At 44.8% G+C, this 18,474-nt stretch carries 10 protein-coding genes; 3 read left to right on the top strand and 7 right to left on the bottom strand.

Annotated elements, in window-relative coordinates; translation table 11 throughout:
• Positions 1–6 precede the first annotated feature (6 nt).
• The 7 genes from A0128_RS06215 to A0128_RS06185 all read right to left on the bottom strand — a co-directional run bounded on the left by A0128_RS06215 (position 7) and on the right by A0128_RS06185 (position 12,232).
• Positions 7–339, bottom strand: a complete 333-nt coding sequence (locus tag A0128_RS06215; RefSeq protein ID WP_069606715.1) for a hypothetical protein — start codon at positions 337–339, stop codon at positions 7–9.
• 40 nt (positions 340–379) lie between these two features.
• The gene (gene mdoH / locus A0128_RS06210) at positions 380–2,521 is read right to left on the bottom strand and encodes a glucans biosynthesis glucosyltransferase MdoH (RefSeq protein WP_069606714.1); all 2,142 of its coding nucleotides are present in this window, start codon (positions 2,519–2,521) and stop codon (positions 380–382) included.
• Positions 2,518–2,949 carry a hypothetical protein gene (locus A0128_RS06205; RefSeq protein ID WP_069606713.1) on the bottom strand — a complete coding sequence of 144 codons (432 nt, stop codon included), beginning with the start codon at positions 2,947–2,949 and terminating at the stop codon, positions 2,518–2,520. Before A0128_RS06205 ends, mdoH begins: the two co-directional genes overlap by 4 nt.
• Positions 2,933–4,537, bottom strand: a complete 1,605-nt coding sequence (locus A0128_RS06200; RefSeq protein ID WP_069606712.1) for an OpgD/OpgG family glucan biosynthesis protein — start codon at positions 4,535–4,537, stop codon at positions 2,933–2,935. The genes A0128_RS06205 and A0128_RS06200 overlap by 17 nt, the downstream gene beginning before the upstream one ends.
• Before the next feature lie 149 nt (positions 4,538–4,686).
• Positions 4,687–9,177, bottom strand: a complete 4,491-nt coding sequence (gene gltB, locus A0128_RS06195; protein ID WP_069606711.1) for a glutamate synthase large subunit — start codon at positions 9,175–9,177, stop codon at positions 4,687–4,689.
• 368 nt (positions 9,178–9,545) lie between these two features.
• The gene (locus A0128_RS06190) at positions 9,546–10,847 is read right to left on the bottom strand and encodes a hypothetical protein (RefSeq protein ID WP_069606710.1); all 1,302 of its coding nucleotides are present in this window, start codon (positions 10,845–10,847) and stop codon (positions 9,546–9,548) included.
• 1,076 nt (positions 10,848–11,923) lie between these two features.
• The gene (locus A0128_RS06185) at positions 11,924–12,232 is read right to left on the bottom strand and encodes a hypothetical protein (protein ID WP_083244069.1); all 309 of its coding nucleotides are present in this window, start codon (positions 12,230–12,232) and stop codon (positions 11,924–11,926) included.
• A 184-nt stretch (positions 12,233–12,416) separates the two neighbouring features.
• Between A0128_RS06185 and ispG the strand changes: the two genes are divergently transcribed.
• The 3 genes from ispG to A0128_RS06165 all read left to right on the top strand — a co-directional run bounded on the left by ispG (position 12,417) and on the right by A0128_RS06165 (position 18,087).
• Positions 12,417–14,408 (top strand): (E)-4-hydroxy-3-methylbut-2-enyl-diphosphate synthase, encoded by a 1,992-nt coding sequence (gene ispG, locus A0128_RS06180; protein WP_069606709.1) that lies wholly within the window; start codon positions 12,417–12,419, stop codon positions 14,406–14,408.
• A 596-nt stretch (positions 14,409–15,004) separates the two neighbouring features.
• Positions 15,005–16,810 (top strand): adenylate/guanylate cyclase domain-containing protein, encoded by a 1,806-nt coding sequence (locus tag A0128_RS06170; RefSeq protein WP_069606707.1) that lies wholly within the window; start codon positions 15,005–15,007, stop codon positions 16,808–16,810.
• A complete protein-coding gene (locus tag A0128_RS06165; protein ID WP_069606706.1) occupies positions 16,807–18,087 on the top strand; it encodes a FecR family protein in 1,281 nt (426 codons plus the stop codon). Before A0128_RS06170 ends, A0128_RS06165 begins: the two co-directional genes overlap by 4 nt.
• Positions 18,088–18,474: the final 387 nt, after the last annotated feature.

Raw genomic sequence — 18,474 nt, 5'->3', positions numbered from 1 at the left:
AAAAGGTTACTTATCTTTTTTTACCTTCCATCGGATTCCGTCGCCTCCGATAAACACTCCGGATTTCAAGGAAGAATCTTTAAAAATAAAACGACCGGACAATGTTCCATCATCACTTTTGAATATTATATTCTTATTTTCCTCTCCCTGATAAAAATAAATTTCCTTTTTTCGGGTATTCTCGCAATATACTTCGAAGGCCATTTTGATAGGCTTCACTCTGCAATTTTGATTGCCGACCCTGTAGACTCCTTCGAAATCACCCGATCTTAACGGCGAAACTCCGATCGTTACAACGGAAAGAATCAGAACGTAATAAGGAATAATTTGCTGTTTCATCAAAGTTTCAGAAGAGAATTTCCGAAAGATACATTCAATTTTACAAGGAATTTCTTACTTCGCTTAACAAAATCTCTTTTTTATATTTTAAAAAGGATTCTTTCCACCAAGAAGATGCAATTCCCAAATCCGCCGTCCAAAACCAAAGATGGAGAGCCGAAACGGAATCGTAATCCCAGAGCAATCTTTGCAACTCCTGATTTGAAAAAGAAGAAGGACCTTCCTTTTTCATTCGATCGCAAAGATTCCGCAGGTATTCCTTTCTTCCGGGAGTTTCCTTTTTTCTTTTTCTCAATCTCGAAAGATGGAATCCATTAAGAGAGGGATCGACGATCGACCAAAAAATTCCGTGATGATTTTCGAAAGAACCCAAATTCTCGCCGTAATTTTGTTCCAACAGTTCTAACCGATTTAATAATTTCTTTTCGGAGACTTCGGGAGGGTTCGACAAAATCGAAATTCTTTTTCTTTCTTTTGGAATATAAGAAGTAAATAACGCGAGTGGATAGGCGAAGATCCAACCCAGAAGCAAAGGTAAGAACCAAAAAAATAAAATCGGATATGTAAAAAACATCCAGGACCCGATTCCAAAACCATAAAAGGAAGCCGGCAAAACCGTATAAGCGAGCGCTTGCAAATCCAAAGCGGAAGACGCATTTCGATTTTGAGGTCCCCATTCTATTTTACGATTTAAGAATGTAAGAAGAATAAACCTCGTATACTGAACCATATACACCGGAGCCATCAAAACGGAATGAAAGAATTCCAGAAAAAAAGAAAGCAACCAAGAAAAAACGGATCCCCTCCATTCCTTTCTTCGAAACAAAATCACTTCCATAAAAGAAACGATTCGTGGAAGAAAAAGAATCAAGAGAGTATATCCTTGCAGAGCATAAGCTACCGGAAGATAGAGATCGTCTCGAAACGCGATCCAATCTTCGGGTAACAACGCGAGACGAAAAAAGTCGATGTCTTCGATCGTAGTCAAAGAGGAAGAAACCAAAAGTAAGGCCCAAAGTGGAGAACTAAAATAAGAAAAAATTCCGAGTAGAATTTGGAGACGACTCGAAAAACGAAGCTTTCCTCCGAACAGAAACCAAAAGTGCTGAAGGTTTCCCTGGCACCAGCGATTGTCACGCTTTAACGCCTCGAGAACGTTAGGCGGCGCTTCTTCATAAGAACCCTTGAGATCGCTCGCAAACCAAACGCTATAACCCGCCTTTCGAAACAGAGCCGCCTCGATCGTATCGTGGCTCAGGATCTTTCCACCGATCGCGCTTTCTCCGGGCAAACCGGGAAGACCGCAATATTTCATAAACGGCTGCAAACGAATGATTGCATTGTGTCCCCAAAATGGACCCGATCTCAGCTGCCAGAAAAAAGAACCGGCACCAAACACTGGATTGCCGACCCAAGCGGCAAACGCGGAAAGACGTTGAAAGATGGAACGGGCCCGAATCACTTCGGGAACGGTTTGGATGATGCCCGCGTCCGGAATTTTTTCCATCAGACGAATCAACTTCTTCATACATTCTCCCGTGACGATACTATCGGCGTCCAGGATGATCATGTATTTGTATCGTTTGCCCCATCTTCTACAGAAGTCTGCGATGTTTCCGGATTTTTTGTTTAGGTTAAGTCTACGTTTTCGATAGTAGATCCGATCCTTGTTTTCGATCTTCTGACTCAAAATTGAAAAGGCTTTTTCCTCTTGAGCCCAGAGGTTCGGATCCGATGTATCGGAGAGAATAAAAAAATCAACCGTAGGTGAAAGACCGTTTTCCGCGATATCTTTTAGCATCAATTCGACGCCGGCAAAAATACGGGAAACATCTTCGCAGTGAATCGGCATTACAATCGCGACCGGTGGGTTTTCGTCTTCTAAAACATCATATTCTTCTAATATTCTAGAAATGCGAAGCGGATCGCCTCCTCTTAGTCTTTGAACAAAGCCGATCAGAGCCGTAGCGGCCCCGAAGGAAATGATCGGAAACAAAACACAAAATAGGATGAGCGTCGCCCATTCAAACGGGCTGATGGATTGAAAGGAAAGAAATTGAACTTCTAAAAAAACTCCGATAATGACAAAGAAAAAAACGAGACCTCCAAAACTCAAACGTCTGTAACTGAGAGTTTTGGAATCGATCAGAAATCCGGCGGTTTCTCTTTCGTTCTGTCTCACCGTAAAAGCCCGTAGAGTAAGAATGCATACACGCCGCCCCAAAAAACGACTGAAAGAATCACAGGAATTGGTTCCAATTTTTCCTTCGGTTCGGCAAGAACGCCTAACGGTCCAAAGTCGACCGGATTCGGAATCATCCGAGAGGGTTCCAACTCGGGAAGCTGAAGAGATTTATTTTTTTGAGATCCAAGAATTCCGGAATCTAAGAAGAGTTTCATCGCCTCCGTTTCAAAGGAAGCCTCGTCTTTTTTTTCCAGACTTGTTCTTTGACTTTCCAAAAGACTAAGAAATATTCCGAGCTTTGTGTGCAGTTCGATCGGATCCGTGATCCCGGAGGCGATACAATACAATTCCACTTTTGCAAAAACTCGGGAAAGGGCTTCCGAATTTTTGGAGAATTTCGGTTTGATCTCAGATCGTGGATTCAAGAGTGAACGTCCAGGTTTCGCTGAGGTCTTCCTGATTTTTTTTAAGAACCGCTCTGAGTTCGGCGGGTTTATTTTTATTCTTTTGGACGATTCGAAAGGTAAGTCTCCAAACGCCAGTCTCTTCTATTTTTTGAATATTATAATCCGCTAATTCTGCATTCTCTCCCGTATCGATGGATGCCTGAAGATAAGTGGAGGCGTCCAATTCTTTCAACTTGTCATTGGAAAAATCGACGTAAAAGACGCGCATATCGGATTCTCCGGGAACGGGAGCGATTCTCGTGGAAACCGTTTTTGCGAGCGAATCCGGAAGCGGATCGTCGTTTAACCAGCGTATGGTATAACTGAATTCATACGGTTCTAACGGCTGCGGAACGTTAGCCGGAACCCAAAAAGCGCCTACGTTGTCGTCCGAATCTTGAATCGTAGGATTTAATAACAGCTGAACGCTTCCCTTTCCCCAATTTCCCTCGGGTTCGACCCAGGCGGAAGGACGAAGATGATACTTCATCGTATTGTCTTGGTAAGAAGCAAAGTTTCGATCTCTTTGAATCAATCCGAACGCTCTCGGATTTTCATCCAAGAAACTGTAAATTGTGGATCGTCTTGGATTATCCAACGGTCTCCAAATCCATTCTCCCTTTCCGGACTCAACCATAAGCCCGTCCGAATCGTGAGACTCCGGATAAGCTTGTCCGTCGGGAATCCCTTTTGTTTCGGAATACCAATACATCGAAGTCAGAGGTGCGATTCCAAAACGATCAACTTTGTTTCGTAAGGTGACTTCCGCGTTTACGTGAACCGAAGAAACCTTTCCCGGACTGATCTGAAATTCATAAGCCCCGGTCGCGGTCCTGCCGTCTAACAATGCGTAGACGAAAATGGTGGAATCGGTTTTGTCCGGATGAACGATCCAGAAATGAGTAAAGCCGGGAAAATCCTCGGGATAAGGCATTCCGGTATTGATCGCGATTCCGCGCGCGGAAAGTCCATAGACCTGTTTTTTAGAAACCATTCTATAATAACTCGCGCCTTGAAAGACCGTAAACTCGTCGGTGTGTTCCTCCGTGTTGAGAGGATAGTGGATTTTAAAGCCCGAATAACCTAGGTTAGGCGGAATCTCTCCCGAAATTTTTAATTTGGAAAGATCAAAATAACTTTCGTCGTAAGGGATTTCTCTCGCAAAATCGGATCTGACTTCGTGCAAAGAAACGTTCGTATTGTAGAGATGTCCCGGATGAAAGAATTGAACCTGAAACGGATTGCCTTCCTTTTTCCAGAGAGAAGATTCTGGTTTAAATCGAATATTCTTATATTGCGCCCAACTCAGCCCTTGTAAGAAGTGAGTCGAAACAAATTGCGGTTTCACATAACGTCCGTGCGCCATACTTCTCGCCTTTTTTTTGAGATCGGCAAAGGAGAATCTTGTTACTGGAATTTTGATTCCGGATATCGGATCCAAGACCGCGCCTTCGGCTTCCGGAAACTTAAAATCGATCGGATTGATTTCTTTTTTCTGTTGCCGATTTGCGACCGCAAAAAGAAGGATCGTGGCAAAAAAAGCGAGTGCGATGTGTATTCTTAACATTGTATTTTTCCGGACAAGAAATCCGCGTTTACGAATTTCTTAGAAAATTCTTCAATGAGAAGATTCTATTCGAAAAAAAGAATAAGATCCCTTCCGGAAGATCGCCTAACGTCAATTAGACCTTCTTCCGAAAGAGTTCGTTCTTGTTGTTATTTCGGAACTACCTTCACGAAATAACCTTTGTTCCCTTCAAAGTCTTTCAGAATTCCTTCGGAAAGATCGGATCCGGTAAGTTTAGAATGCTCTGAAATCATATTTTTGATGATCTCATAATCGCCTTGTTCCAGATCCACGGTCTTCACGTATTCCTTATTCAAAAGAGGTTGAATGTCCCATCCCTTTTGGAAGAAATACGCGCTACCTCCGGTCATTCCCGCTCCCATATTCTTACCTACGATTCCGAGGCAGACGATGGTTCCGCTGGTCATATATTCCAGGAAGTGATCCCCTGCTCCGCCGACCACGGCATCCGCTCCGGAGTTACGAACTCCAAAACGTTCTCCCGCTCTTCCGGAACAGAATAGTTTTCCGGAGGTCGCGCCGTAGAGACACGTGTTTCCAAGAATCGTATTGTCATACGCTTTGAGTTTGGACTTGCGATGTTTTTTAACAACGATCACACCGCCGCAGAGACCCTTGCCAACGTAATCGTTCGCATCTCCGGAAAGAGTGATCTGAACACCCTTGACGAGCCAAGCTCCCAAAGACTGTCCCGCGGTTCCTTCGAGAATGATTTCCAGTTTTCCGGGAAGTCCTTTCGATCCGTATTTTCTCGCGATCAAACCGGAGATCTTTGCGCCTACGGTTCTGTTCGTGTTACGCACGAGATAAGAAAGAGCCATGGAAGATTTTCCTTCCAACGCTTTCTCCGCGTCTTTGATGATACGATCATCCAATACTTCTCCGATCGGTTCTTTACGAATCGATCTGTCTTTTTTCTGTTTCGCAGGATCGTAAAACAGAGGCAGACGCACCAAAATCGGATTGAGATCGAGTGAATCCAAACGGTCTCTATCATAACGTGTGATTTGTTTTAAGAGGTCCGTTCTTCCGATGACTTCGTCGATGGAACGGAATCCGAGTTCTGCGAGATTCTCTCTGACTTCCAGAGCCAAACAAGTGAACAAGTTCACGAGTTGATCGGGAGATCCTTTGTATTTCGCGCGGAACTTGATGTCCTGAGTCGCGATTCCGGTAGGACAGTTGTTCAAGTGGCATTTTCTCGCCATGATACAACCAAGAGCAACGAGCGAAGCAGTTCCCACTCCATATTCTTCCGCACCCAAACAAGCCGCGATGATCACGTCTCTTCCGGAAACGATCCCACCGTCGGTTCGAAGGACGACGCGGTCTCTGAGTCCGTTCATTACTAAAACTTGATGTGTTTCGGAAAGACCGAGTTCCCAAGGAGAACCCGCATACTTGATCGAAGTGATCGGAGCCGCTCCCGTTCCACCCACGTGACCGGAGATAAGAATTACGTCCGCGTTTGCTTTTGCAACTCCGGCCGCGATCGTTCCTACACCCGCCTCGGAAACGAGTTTTACCGAAACTTGTGCCTTGTGATTGGCCATCTTCAAGTCGTAGATGAGCTGAGATAAATCCTCGATCGAATAGATATCGTGGTGAGGAGGAGGAGAGATCAAATCGATTCCCATCGGAGTGTGACGGTTGGTCGCGATCTCCTCGTTATTCTTCTTACCCGGAAGCTGACCACCCTCGCCCGGTTTTGCACCTTGTGCGATTTTGATTTCGATCTCGGTCGCTGAGTTCAAATACTCGGATGTAACGCCGAATCTTCCCGAAGCGATCTGCTTGATGGAAGAATTCGCGAGATCCCCGTTTTCATTCACGACGTAACGAGAAGGATGTTCCCCACCTTCCCCGGAAGAAGACTTAGCGCCTAACCGGTTCATGGCGATCGCAAGATCGGTATGCGCTTCGATTGAAAGCGCGCCGTGAGACATTCCCGGAGTTAAGAATCGTTTTTGAATCTCGGTGACGGTTTCCACTTCTTCGATCGGGATCGGCTTTCTTGCTACGAAATCAAAAAGATCTCGGATGTTGATCGGATCGCTTTCTTTGAGAATTTTAGTCGCTTCTTTAAAAGCTTCGTAGTCGTTGTCGACCGCGGCCTTTCTTAAAAACTTAACGACCCTCGGAGACCAACGGTGAGGTTGATCGTCTTTTTCGGAGATAAAATCTTCAGGATTGAGTTCTTTGTAAAATGCTTGTTCGTGATTTCTGAGAATATTCTGTTCGATTCCACCCAGACCGATTCCCGAAATTCTGGAATACGTTCCCGGGAAATATTTGGAAACGAGAGTTCTGGAAAGACCGATGGCTTCGAAAACCTGACCGCCCACGTAAGAAGAAAGAATCGAAATTCCCATCTTAGACATGATTTTCAGAAGTCCGTCGTCCACACCGTAACGATAGTTTCCGCAGATCGTATGAAACTCGGGACGTTGTCCTTCTTCGGAATCGAATTCTCCCTTTTCCCAAATGTCGTATAACGTGTCCCAGATCAGATAACTGTTTACACCGGAAGCTCCGTAACCGAGCAATACGGCCACATTATGAATTTCGAATGCAGATCCGGTCTCCACAAGAATCGAAACCGCAGAACGGGTTTTGTTGCGGATCAAATGGTTGTGAACCGCGGCCACCGCCAATTCCATCGGAATCGGAGCTCTTTCTTTCGAAAGTTTTTTGTCGGAAAGAACCAGGATGTTCGCGCCGGATTTCGCGGCTTGAAGAGCGGACTCCAAAAGTGTATCCAGAGCTTTTTCCAAGTAATTGAAAACCGTATTCGATTCTACGTGAGCTTCAAAAGTAGCGTCTAACGTGAGAATTTTGTAAGGTTTTCCGTCCATCTCGCGGATTCTTTTCAGATCCAAGTTCGTGAGATAAGGATGAGAAAGAACCAAACAGTTCTGGGGTTTTTCGTCTCCGAACAGGTTCATCTTTTTAACAAGACGAGTGTAAAGAGAGGTCACACCTTTTTCACGGATGTAGTCGATCGGAGGATTGGTCACCTGCGCGAATCTCTGACGGAAATACGTATAAAGTCCGATTCTGGAAAGCATAAGAATCGACAGAGGGGTATCGTCTCCCATCGAACTGATCGCTTCTTTTCCAAGACTCGCCTGCGGTTTGATCACCGATTTTTGTTTAAATGGAGAATAAGCAAACAACACCTGTCTTCTTTTGAGATCGTCACCTTTGTAGGTGATCGTATCTTTCATGGAAGAATCCAGATCCTGGTTGAGATACGTTACGTTCTCTTTGGACCATTCTCTGTAGTCGTAACGTTTTTCGAAAAGAGCGTTGATGTCTTCGTTGTGATAGAGTTTTTTCTCTTTGAGGTTGATCCCGATCATCTCGCCGGGACCGAGACGTCCCTTTTTCGTGATGATTTCCTCGTCCACCTGAACAAGACCGGCTTCGGATCCCATGATCAAAAGTCCGTCTTCGGTGATCACGTAACGCGCCGGACGAAGACCGTTTCTATCCAGAGCGCCTCCGATCCAATCGCCTTCCGCAAATGCGAGTGCGGCGGGACCGTCCCAAGGTTCTATTAAAGTATTATTATATTCGTAAAAGCTTTTGAGCTCTTCGGACATCGTGAGGTTTTTAGACCACGCGTTCGGAACTAACATCGCTTTCGCCTGAAGAACGTCCTTGCCTGAACGAACGATGGCTTCCATCGCGTTGTCCAAACTCGCGGAGTCGCTCATGTGAGGACGAATGATCGGGTGAATTTCTTTTTGATATTCTCCCCATTTTTTACATTCGAGTTCTTCTTCGCGCGCGAGCATCCAAATTCTATTTCCAACGATCGTGTTGATCTCGCCGTTGTGAGCTAAAATTCTAAAAGGTTGAGCGAGAGCCCAAGAAGGAAACGTGTTTGTGGAATATCTCTGGTGAAAGATACAATACGGAGAAATCATATCTTCCGAGTTGAGATCTTCGTAGAACTGAGAAACCTGATTTCCGTTAAAAAGTCCTTTGAAGACGATTCTTTCGGAAGAAAGAGAACAGATATACAAATCTCCCGCGAGGGAAAGACGATCCGCGTCTCTCATCAGTTTCTTTTGAATTAAGAATAATTTCGTTTCGAAGTCGTCCGCGGACATGCCTTCCGGTTTTCCGATGAGAACTTGTTCGATCTGAGGTCTGGATTGATTCGCCTTTGGTCCGAGAACTTCCGGATTAACGGGAACGTATCTCCATGCATAAAGTTTAAAGTTAAACTCCATGAGCGCGGACTCGATGAGACTGCGGCACATATCTTGTTTATCGATATCTTCTCTCGGCAAAAAGATCATTCCGACTCCGATGGAGTCTTCTTCGGGTCTACGATGGCCCATATCTTCGATGTATGTCGCAAACAACTTCTTAGGAATCTGGATCATGATTCCGGCACCGTCACCCGTTACCATGTCCGCGTCCACAGCCCCTCTGTGTGTCAAACAGGCTACGGCCTTGAGACCCATAGATACGATTCTTTGACTGCTCTCTCCTTGAAAGGAGGCAACAAATCCTACCCCGCAGTTATCATGTTCGAACGACTTTTCATAAAGGCCGTTTTCCTCTAGATAATTTTGGAGTTGTAGCTGTTCTTTTACTTCATTCATCTGCCGAAATCCCTCGTGATCCTAATTCCCTGGTTTACAAACAAGCGTCGGGCACGCCTATGGCTGAAATTTCAGCAAAATTCCCCAGTTACAAGCCAGTAAATTGAGAGTTGCGTAAATTGAAAACATTCTTTTAAAAGATAGGTTTGAAATAAAATTCCTCCTGATCAAATGCGATGTTAACACGAATCCGCACGACAATCCAGATCTAAAAAAATAAGATCGCCACTCCTTAGACTGAAATTCATTTGAAAGAATGAAAAAGAATCCTTTGCTTTGGTACAAACTGCTCGAACTTTAAGCAGACGGTACAGAGACTTCATTGATCCCGATCAAGAGAAAGGAAGAAAGAATTTGAGAAAAAGTTTTTAGAGCTTCTGAACGATCGGAAGAAAAAGGTCGGTGAGTTTTTTTCTCTGAGTCGCATCCGGGATTCTCGTAAAGAGTTGATCCATCTTTTGACGAAGAGAAGTCGTATCCGGATATTCTTCAAAGAGTTTGAGAATATGAGGCCAGGCTTTTTTTACGAGTTCTTCCATTCCGGGACCGGCGGTGCGCGAAGCCACAAACGTTCTTTCGAGACCGGCTCTGAGATCTGCGAACGTGCGAGTGAGTTCTAAAACTTTCCAGAGTCTCGACTCTTTGAGTCCGCTACGAGAGGAGATCGAAGAAAGGATCGAGTTCCAATCGACGGGTTCGTTTTTCATCTCTTTCAAAACATAAGTATGAAGTTGAACGAGAGAACTGAGTTCCGGAGGAAGAGTCATCACCCACTTCTTATAAGCGTCGGCTTGTCCGTCTTTTTGAAACTGACGAACACGGTTTATACTTTCCATATATTTGGAAAATGGAATGATCACCGGAGGTTCGGAAGGCTCCACGGGTTCGTCTTCGACAAAGGAAGGTTCTTCAAAACCTCCGAACTGAAGATCGTCCACGTCGCTTAACAATTCATCTCCGCCGGAAACGGAAACCGCAGCGGGAGAATCGTCCTCATCCAATTCTTCTTTTTGAAGAACCAGAGGTTTGCCTGAAAAATCGGAGCCGAACTTTTCTACGATCTCCGTAAGAATCAAAGTTTCAGGTCCCTTCTTCATAGGAGGCGGAGGTGCAACCGGTCTTTTCGGAGCGCCGGGTGCGTCGGCTTTCGGAGCTTCTCCAAAAGAAGAAGCCGATGGTTCCAGATCTTTTCCGGTCGCGTCGTCTCGAAGAACCACGTAACCTTCCATTCCGATAAAACGTTTTCCGGGAGGAACCAACGTGCCGAGCGTCTCTACGATTTCTTCGGAGATACGAGCGTATTTTTTCTTTCTCGGCTTACCGGCGTTAGCTTTTTCCTGTTCTATGAGTTTGTTTTTGATTCCGGTATGAGTGTTCATGAAATTTTTATTCATGAACGCTGAAAGTTCGGTTTGAGAAACGCCGAGATACTCCGCAAACTTCGGTAGATGATCGAAGAACTGTTCCGTTTTTTGAATATTGTTTACGATATAAGAACGGACTTTTTGTTTGAGGGCTTCTTGGTCCGTAGGTGAGATTTTTTTTCCGGAGATAAGGCCGTTGAACAACTGAACGTGAGTATGAAAATAACTCAAAAATTCTCCGTACGCGGTGAGTTCATATTCACCGTGAGAATTCTGTTCTATGATTTTCTTTTCAGTTCCTGACATACGATTCTATATTTCAGTATTGACTCGCTTTTCAAAGTTCCCCGAGTCAATCCGTCCCTTCTCATTGCGCCAAACGACGTTTTAAAGGAAACCCTCGTCAGTTTTCTCGTCGTTTTCAGGAATTCAAGACTTTTCGGGATGCGGAGCGATCCTTAGAGAGCGACGCATTGAGTTGTCCGGAGCGATCCTTAGAGAGCGACGCATTGAGTTGTCCGGAGCGATCCTTAGAGAGCGACGCATTGAGTTGTCCGGAGCGATCCTTAGAGAGCGACGCATTGAGTTGTCCGGAGCGATCCTTAGAGAGCGACGCATTGAGTTGTCCGGAGCGATCCTTAGAGAGCGACGCATTGAGTTGTCCGGAGCGATCCTTAGAGAGCGACGCATTGAGTTGTCCGGAGCGATCCTTAGAGAGCGACGCATTGAGTTGTCCGGAGCGATCCTTAGAGAGCGACGCATTGAGTTGTCCGGAGCGATCCGACCTTGGAGTTTAGGAATTCCGACTAACTAGCTCACTTCCTGTTTTCTACCGAAGCAAGAATAAACGATCCGATACGGTCTTTTTTGTAGGAGCTCCTGCGGAACTTTCTTACTTGCAAATGTATGAATTTTATGATAGAGCAAAATCTCTGCGATTTTTTCCCGCGGACCCGCCTCCTCCACCCAACAAGAGCATAACCTTACCCACCAGTTTAAGGGGCCTTAAGAAAAACCGTCGGAACTACGACAATTCTCCGTAAAAGTCGCGCGCCCCGCCCAAATTTTGAGTGGCGGGGCGGGTGGTGGAAAAATTCCCGAAACTTTCCTATATCACAAAATTCTAATTTTGCAAGAAAAAAGTCCCGTGTAGGAACTCCTAAAAATCCTTCCTTGTGGGATGATTCTCGTTGCAGTTGCTTTCAACTTGTGGGTAAGGTTATGACCAATTTGCTAGGGCCGCACGACTTTTACGGAAAAATCGTAGGAACACCGACAGTTTAGGATCTTCCGATGAACGCCCTTAAACAAGCAAGGGTCGAGGATGTGCTTGGGTTCCACTTCCTCCTTTTCGGAAAAAACTTTCTGACTCGAAAAAATCCTTAAATTCTTTCCTTAATCAGACTCTCTCCCGTTTTGAGGGAAAGAATTCTGTAACGCAAGAATGTATTGCAGGTCGCCTCTTCCGTATAACGCACCAGATCGTAGTCGGGTCTTGGGGAACGAAAGAAGTTAGAATGCAAGAGTCTCTCGCCAAGCTCTTTCTGAATATGAGCTCTCGCCTCGGTTCTGCGAGAATATTCGGAAGGAATGATGACGTCGTTTTTATAAGACAGAATATTACCGCGATAGATCGCGACGGTGACACGAATTCTGTAAGTCTCGTTGGGTTGCAAAGAAGGAAAATCCATATTCAATTTATTTCCGGAGCTGTGTTTGTATATATCGGAGTCGCGGTCCCTCGAATCAAATCGCGGAATGAAAAAATAGAGTCCCCATTCTTACAAAAATCGAGAATGACGGGGCGGGAATTCTCGGGAAGACTGTCTTAATAAGAGAGGAAATCCGACAAAAAGTCGGAAATTCTAAACGGCAATGAACTTTAGATACAATCATACCCCCTTTGGTTATCAGAGAAGAAAAACAAGAGAAGTGATGATCGGAAACGTAGGAGTCGGAGCCGAAAATCCGATTCGGATCCAGTCGATGATCAACAGCGATACGACCGATACTAAGGAATCGGTGAAGCAGATTCTCGAACTCGAACGCGCCGGTTGCGAAATCGTAAGGCTTACGGTTCCTTCTCAAGCAGACGCCGACAACCTCGTCCACATCCGGAACGAACTCAAAAAAGAAGGAAGCAAAGTTCCGCTCGTCGCGGACATTCACTTTACTCCGAGCGTAGCGATGAAAGCCGTCGAGTATGTCGAAAAGGTAAGAATCAATCCCGGAAACTTTGCTGACAGAAAAAAGTTCGCGGTTCGTGATTATACCGACTCTCAGTATGACGAAGAATTGGAAAGAATCTCCGAAGTATTCTCCCCCCTCGTTCTTCGTTGTAAGGAACTCGGGGTGGCGATGAGAATCGGAACCAATCACGGTTCTCTTTCCGATCGTATCATGAACCGATACGGGGACACACCCCAGGGAATGGTGGAATCCGCGATCGAATTTATCCGCATCGCCGAAAGTTTAAATTATTATAATATTATTGTAAGTATGAAAGCCTCGAATCCTCAGGTGATGGTGCAAGCCTATCGAATGCTCGCTTCCCGCTTTGGAGAACTCCGTATGGACTATCCTCTTCACCTCGGAGTCACCGAGGCCGGAGACGGTAAGGACGGAAGAATCAAATCCGCGATCGGAATCGGATCCCTTTTGGAAGACGGACTCGGAGACACGATCCGAGTTTCTCTGACGGAAGATCCCGTGCTCGAAGTGCCGGTTGCAAAACTTCTCGCCGATAAATTCAACGGAAGAAAAACCCAGGTTCAAAAGACAAAGGGATATTCCGAATTTCGAAACCCTTTTACTTATCAAAGATTCTACAGCAGCCCGATCCGGATCGGAAGCTTAGAAGCCGGAGACAACCATCCGGTGCGAGTAGAGACCGTTCTTCCCTTTCAAGACACAAATTCTTTTTTAGCAAACGTCGCCAAACTCTATCAATACGGAAAACCCCTTTCCTTAGAACCGGAAAGTATCTTGGTGGATTCTCCCGAACCGAATCAGCTCGAAGAAATTTCCGAAGCCGCAGGAGCGCTTTCGATTCCGGTGGGAATTCTTCTCGGGAAAAATATTTCTCTGAATGAAAAATTTCAAAAAGAACTCAGACGTTTTTCCAAAGTAGTCTTTGATCCGTTCTTACAATTTCAAGACGGAGAAAAGATGCTCTCTTTTTTAAAGGAGAGACAGGCCGCCGGACTTTATACTGAAATTCATACGAGCGGAGAAAGAATCGAATCTCTCAAAGGTCTTCCCGATACGTTAGTCGAAATGGGAATCAAAAACGTCATTTTTTCCCTCGAAACAAAAGAGATCCTCTACGACTATCGAAAGCTCGGAACGATTTTGAGCCATTATGAATTTCCGATCCTTCTGCATGGGTCGTTTTCCGACGCCGAATCCGCTCTTTACGATTCCGCCATCGGAATCGGAGGTCTTTTGATAGACGGAATCGGAGATCAGATCCGGATTCAAACCTCCGGAGCAAACGATCTCGAAGAAATTTTTCAACTCTCTTACGATCTACTTCAGGGAACGCGACTTCGTTTAACAAAAACGGAATACATTTCCTGTCCTTCTTGCGGAAGAACCCTCTTTGATCTTCAGGAAACCACCGCAAGAATCAAATCCAGAACCGGTCATCTCAAGGGCGTCAAAATCGCCGTAATGGGCTGTATCGTCAACGGACCGGGAGAAATGGCCGACGCGGACTTCGGTTATGTCGGAGCGGGACCGGGCAAGGTCCATCTCTACAGAGGAAAGGAAATCGTGATGAAAAACGTTCCGAGCGAAGTCGCCGATGAAAAACTCGTGGAGTTGATCAAAAACAACGGCCTCTGGCAGGAATCGAGCGCCCCATAGAAAGCGAGATTGTCAAAAGCCGCGAAGCGAAGCGTTGACTTTCAGCGAAGCTGAAACCAGCTCCCCCTGCCCAGCTCCTACCAGCCTTCCTTCTCCCAGCTCCCCGACCCTCCTCCCTGCCCCTCAGTTAATTTCTTTTTGACAGCAAAGAGCGAGTGACGTTCCGAATATAGGGCCGTTCATTCCCTCTCCGGAGTCACTCATTGTAACAAAAGAATTTATTTCCTCATCCTAAGATCGATTTCTTTTTAAGAATTCAATCTTAGGTCCGCAGGCCCCGCGAGAATTTTAGAATGGGCTTTGCATTCTTCCCCGCCCAAAGGGTAAAAAAAATCGGAGAAGGATCGGATCTTAGAACCGCGCGTTCATTGTGCGGAACACAAAAAAAATCAAATGGCCTTTCCATCGATGACCCATTTTTTAAATCAGCTTTTTCTTATAAGACGCAAATCTTAGTCATAAGTAGTTATTTACTCGATTCCGAAAGTCCAAAATCCGATCATTTTAAGGGAATCCCTAAAATAGTGTTGTTTTATAAGTTTGGCTGATTGAGATAGACTCAATTTATTAACAAGTAAAATGCGAACGGAAACGTTATGAATTCATTTCTCAATCTATATAATTGGAACATCCGTCAGAAGCTGATGGTGATCATATCATTCATCATCTTGGTTTCCTTGGGAGTGATCATCGCTCTTGCTACCTATTTTTTCAAATCGGATAACGAAGTTCGGATTAAAGAAAATAACTTAAAGCTGACGGACGTGATCAGTCAAAAAGTGAGATCGGATATTTCCTCTCTTACAAAACGCTCCTTGCTCCTCGCGAGATCTGTCGCGGGCTCCGAAGAATCGAACAATATCTTGGAAAGCGAAGACGATATCTTTTATCTAAAAATTTTCCGAAAAGAAAACGGAGACTACAACGGGGTAAAAAGAATCGCGAGCGAAACCTCTCTCAAAGAATTCAAAATTTCCGGAGAAGACGCCGACAAGATCGTTCGAAAGTATTTGAACAATCAGAAAAAAGCTCAGATCGGAAAACCGGTCGTCTACAACGTTTCTCCCGACTTTCACAAACCGGTTCTTTTTCTTTCAGTCGCTTTGGGAGACGGAGTCAATTCGGCGGTGATCGTTTCCTTGGTGAAAATGGATTCCATCTTAGATTCTTTTAAAACTTCCGGAATCACTCAGTTCTTTCTCGTGGGAGCCGATGGAAAACTGATCGCGCACTCCGATCCGAAACTCATTCTCGAGCCTACGATTTTAGCCGATGATCCGATCGTAAAAAATCTTTTGGAAAGTTCGATCAGCAACGGACAAACCCGATACAAGGGCAAAGACAATCAATTCTATCTGGGTTCTTTTAGAAGAATCGGATACGCCGGCCTTGGAGTGATTTCCAGTACTTCCGAAAAAAAAGCGTTCGAAGAAGTTTATAACATTCAAAAGAGAAATCTCTATCTGATGTTCGTCGTCGTAAACGTTTCGATTCTATTCGTGTTCTTTTATTCCAGAAGATTGACAAGACCGATTCTCAAACTCGTAGACGCTTCCAAAGAAATCGAAAAAGGAAATTTTCAACTCACTCTCGAAGCGGAATCCGGAGACGAGATCGGAAAACTCACGACCTCTTTCGTAGAAATGGGAAAAGGACTTTCCGATCGGGACAAGATGAAGGACGCCTTCGGGAAGTTCGTAAACAAAGATATCGCGGAGATGGTTCTCAAAGGAGAAGTAAAACTCGGAGGGGACAAAAGAGAATGTGTGATTCTTTTTTCCGATATCAGAAACTTCACTTCTCTTTCTGAAAAGATTGAACCGGAACTCGTCGTCGAATTCTTAAACCAATACTTTACCGCGATGGTAAAATGTATCAACGCAAACAGCGGAAGCGTGAACAAATATATCGGCGACGCGATCATGGCGGTCTGGGGAGAATTGGGACATACCGAATCCGATACGGAAAAAGCGATTCAATCCGCGCTAGATATGCGTAAGAGTTTAGTACAATTTAATAAGAATCGGGGAACCGACAAAAAGCCGAAGATCTTTATCGGAATCGGAATCAACACCGGAGAAGTCATCGCGGGTCAGATCGGTTCCGAAGATCGATTGGAATACACGGTCATCGGTGATACGGTAAACCTCGCTTCCAGAGTAGAATCTCTGACAAAAGTTTTCGGAGCCGATATTCTGATCACCGGAAATTCTTACGAAAAAGTAAAAGGAATCTTCGTAGTAGAAAAGTTAAAACCGATCAAGGTCAAAGGAAAAAAATCTCTTCAGACCATCTACGCGGTCTTAGGACATTCGAAAGATAAAAATTGCCCCAAGAATTTGAAAGAACTCAGAAAACAAATCGGCATGGAATTCAAACCGGGCGGGTCTAAACTAGGATGACGAAAGAAAGATTTCTTTCAGGCGATCGAGCCATTCTGGTTCTTCTCATTTTTAATATAGTCTTATTCACGGCTGTATTCTTATATGATTATACTCGGTACGGTTATAAAGGAAATCAGAAAGTCATCGGGACCATTCTTTTCAAATCCAATAGCATTCAGAGAAAGTTCGATTCCGAAGTCGTTTGGAAAGAGATCGAGATGGGAAATTCCATTCAGAACAGAGACACGATCTTAACGACGGAAGGTTCTCAGGCAAAGCTGAGACTTCTGGACGGAACCGAAATCATGATCGCAGAGAATTCTATGATCTTCATAGACTATCTCGATAACCGCGCCAACCTCGAAATTTCAGTGGGCGGTCTCCAAGTGACGAGACGACCGGAAAACAAGGCGAATCCTTCCTCTTTGGGAATTCGTTCCGGAGACGGGGTTTTAAAACTCGTGGAAGGAATCGTAAACGTTGAAAAGAAAAAGAATCAGAAGAATTTAGAATACGCGGTTCTTTCCGGAAGTATCAAAGCCGATCCGAGCAATCCGATTCTTTTGTATCCTAAAAAATCCTTAGAGGGTTTTGAAAAATTATTTCCGATTTCCGCGAGCCTTCAGACGACGGAAGGGATTCAATCTACTCCTGTGAGTTCTTCTTCAGGAAATACGGGATCCTCGAGCAGTTCCTACTCCAATAATAATACGTCCGGAAGCGCGAGCACTTCCAATTCCTCATCAAAAACCAATCCTTCTTCTTCCAGAAATTCTTCGGATCCGATAAACGATCCCAACGATGGGAAGTATGATAACGGAAATCCGAATTATAGAACCTCCACCGGTTCCAACGGAAATTCTAATTCGAATTCCAACTCCGGAAATCCGGCCGGCAATGGGCAAAACGGACTCAACACAAAGTCCGGTCTAAAATTGGAAAAAACAAGTTCCGGAAATTCTTCTACGCAATCGGAAAATAAAAACGGCAACAATCAAAACAACGGAAGCGAGTCTTCCAGAACCGGATACGATCCCGGTGATTATTTAAAGAAACAAAAATACGAACAAAATAAAATCCAAGAAAAATCGGATCCGAGCGCTCCCAAAAGTAAAACTGGAACTTCTAAATCGGAATCTCCGACTGAAAATAAGTCCGGCTCTTCCACTTACCAAGAAGTAAAAAAACCGAAACCTCCGCGTGAATTGACTCCGGAAGAAATTCAAAAACAGGAAAAAGAAAAACGCAGAAGGGAACGCGAGGACCAGGAACAGAGGGAATTCTTGAGAATGTAACTCGCGATCCATGGAAAGCGAGTTAGTCGGCGCTGCGAAAGCGGTCGTTGTGATGCCGCTCTCAAGCTCTTCTTGAGAAATAAAACAAAATCGGCGCATTCTAAAACTCAATCTACAAACTGTCTTTCGTAAAAATGCGGACAAAACTCGGCTTGCGTAAGCTCTTCCGACAAAGTTGTTCTGTCTGAAAAAGAGTCTGACTCGGACTTAAAGTCCGTTCTTGGGTAAAACGAGGGACATCCTACATTTTCACGCTTCAACCTCGTCGGCAAAGTCCTCTTTTACGCAAAACGATCCTCTTTTAAGAATCTACAAAAAGGAAAGGCGCGTTAACCGCGCTGCGCGGATCCAAGGATCTTCTCAGAAGAACCCGTCTTCAAACTAAAA

The organism is Leptospira tipperaryensis (genome assembly GCF_001729245.1).
GTDB lineage: Bacteria > Spirochaetota > Leptospiria > Leptospirales > Leptospiraceae > Leptospira > Leptospira tipperaryensis.
This window is presented reverse-complemented; position numbering and strand designations above follow the sequence as displayed.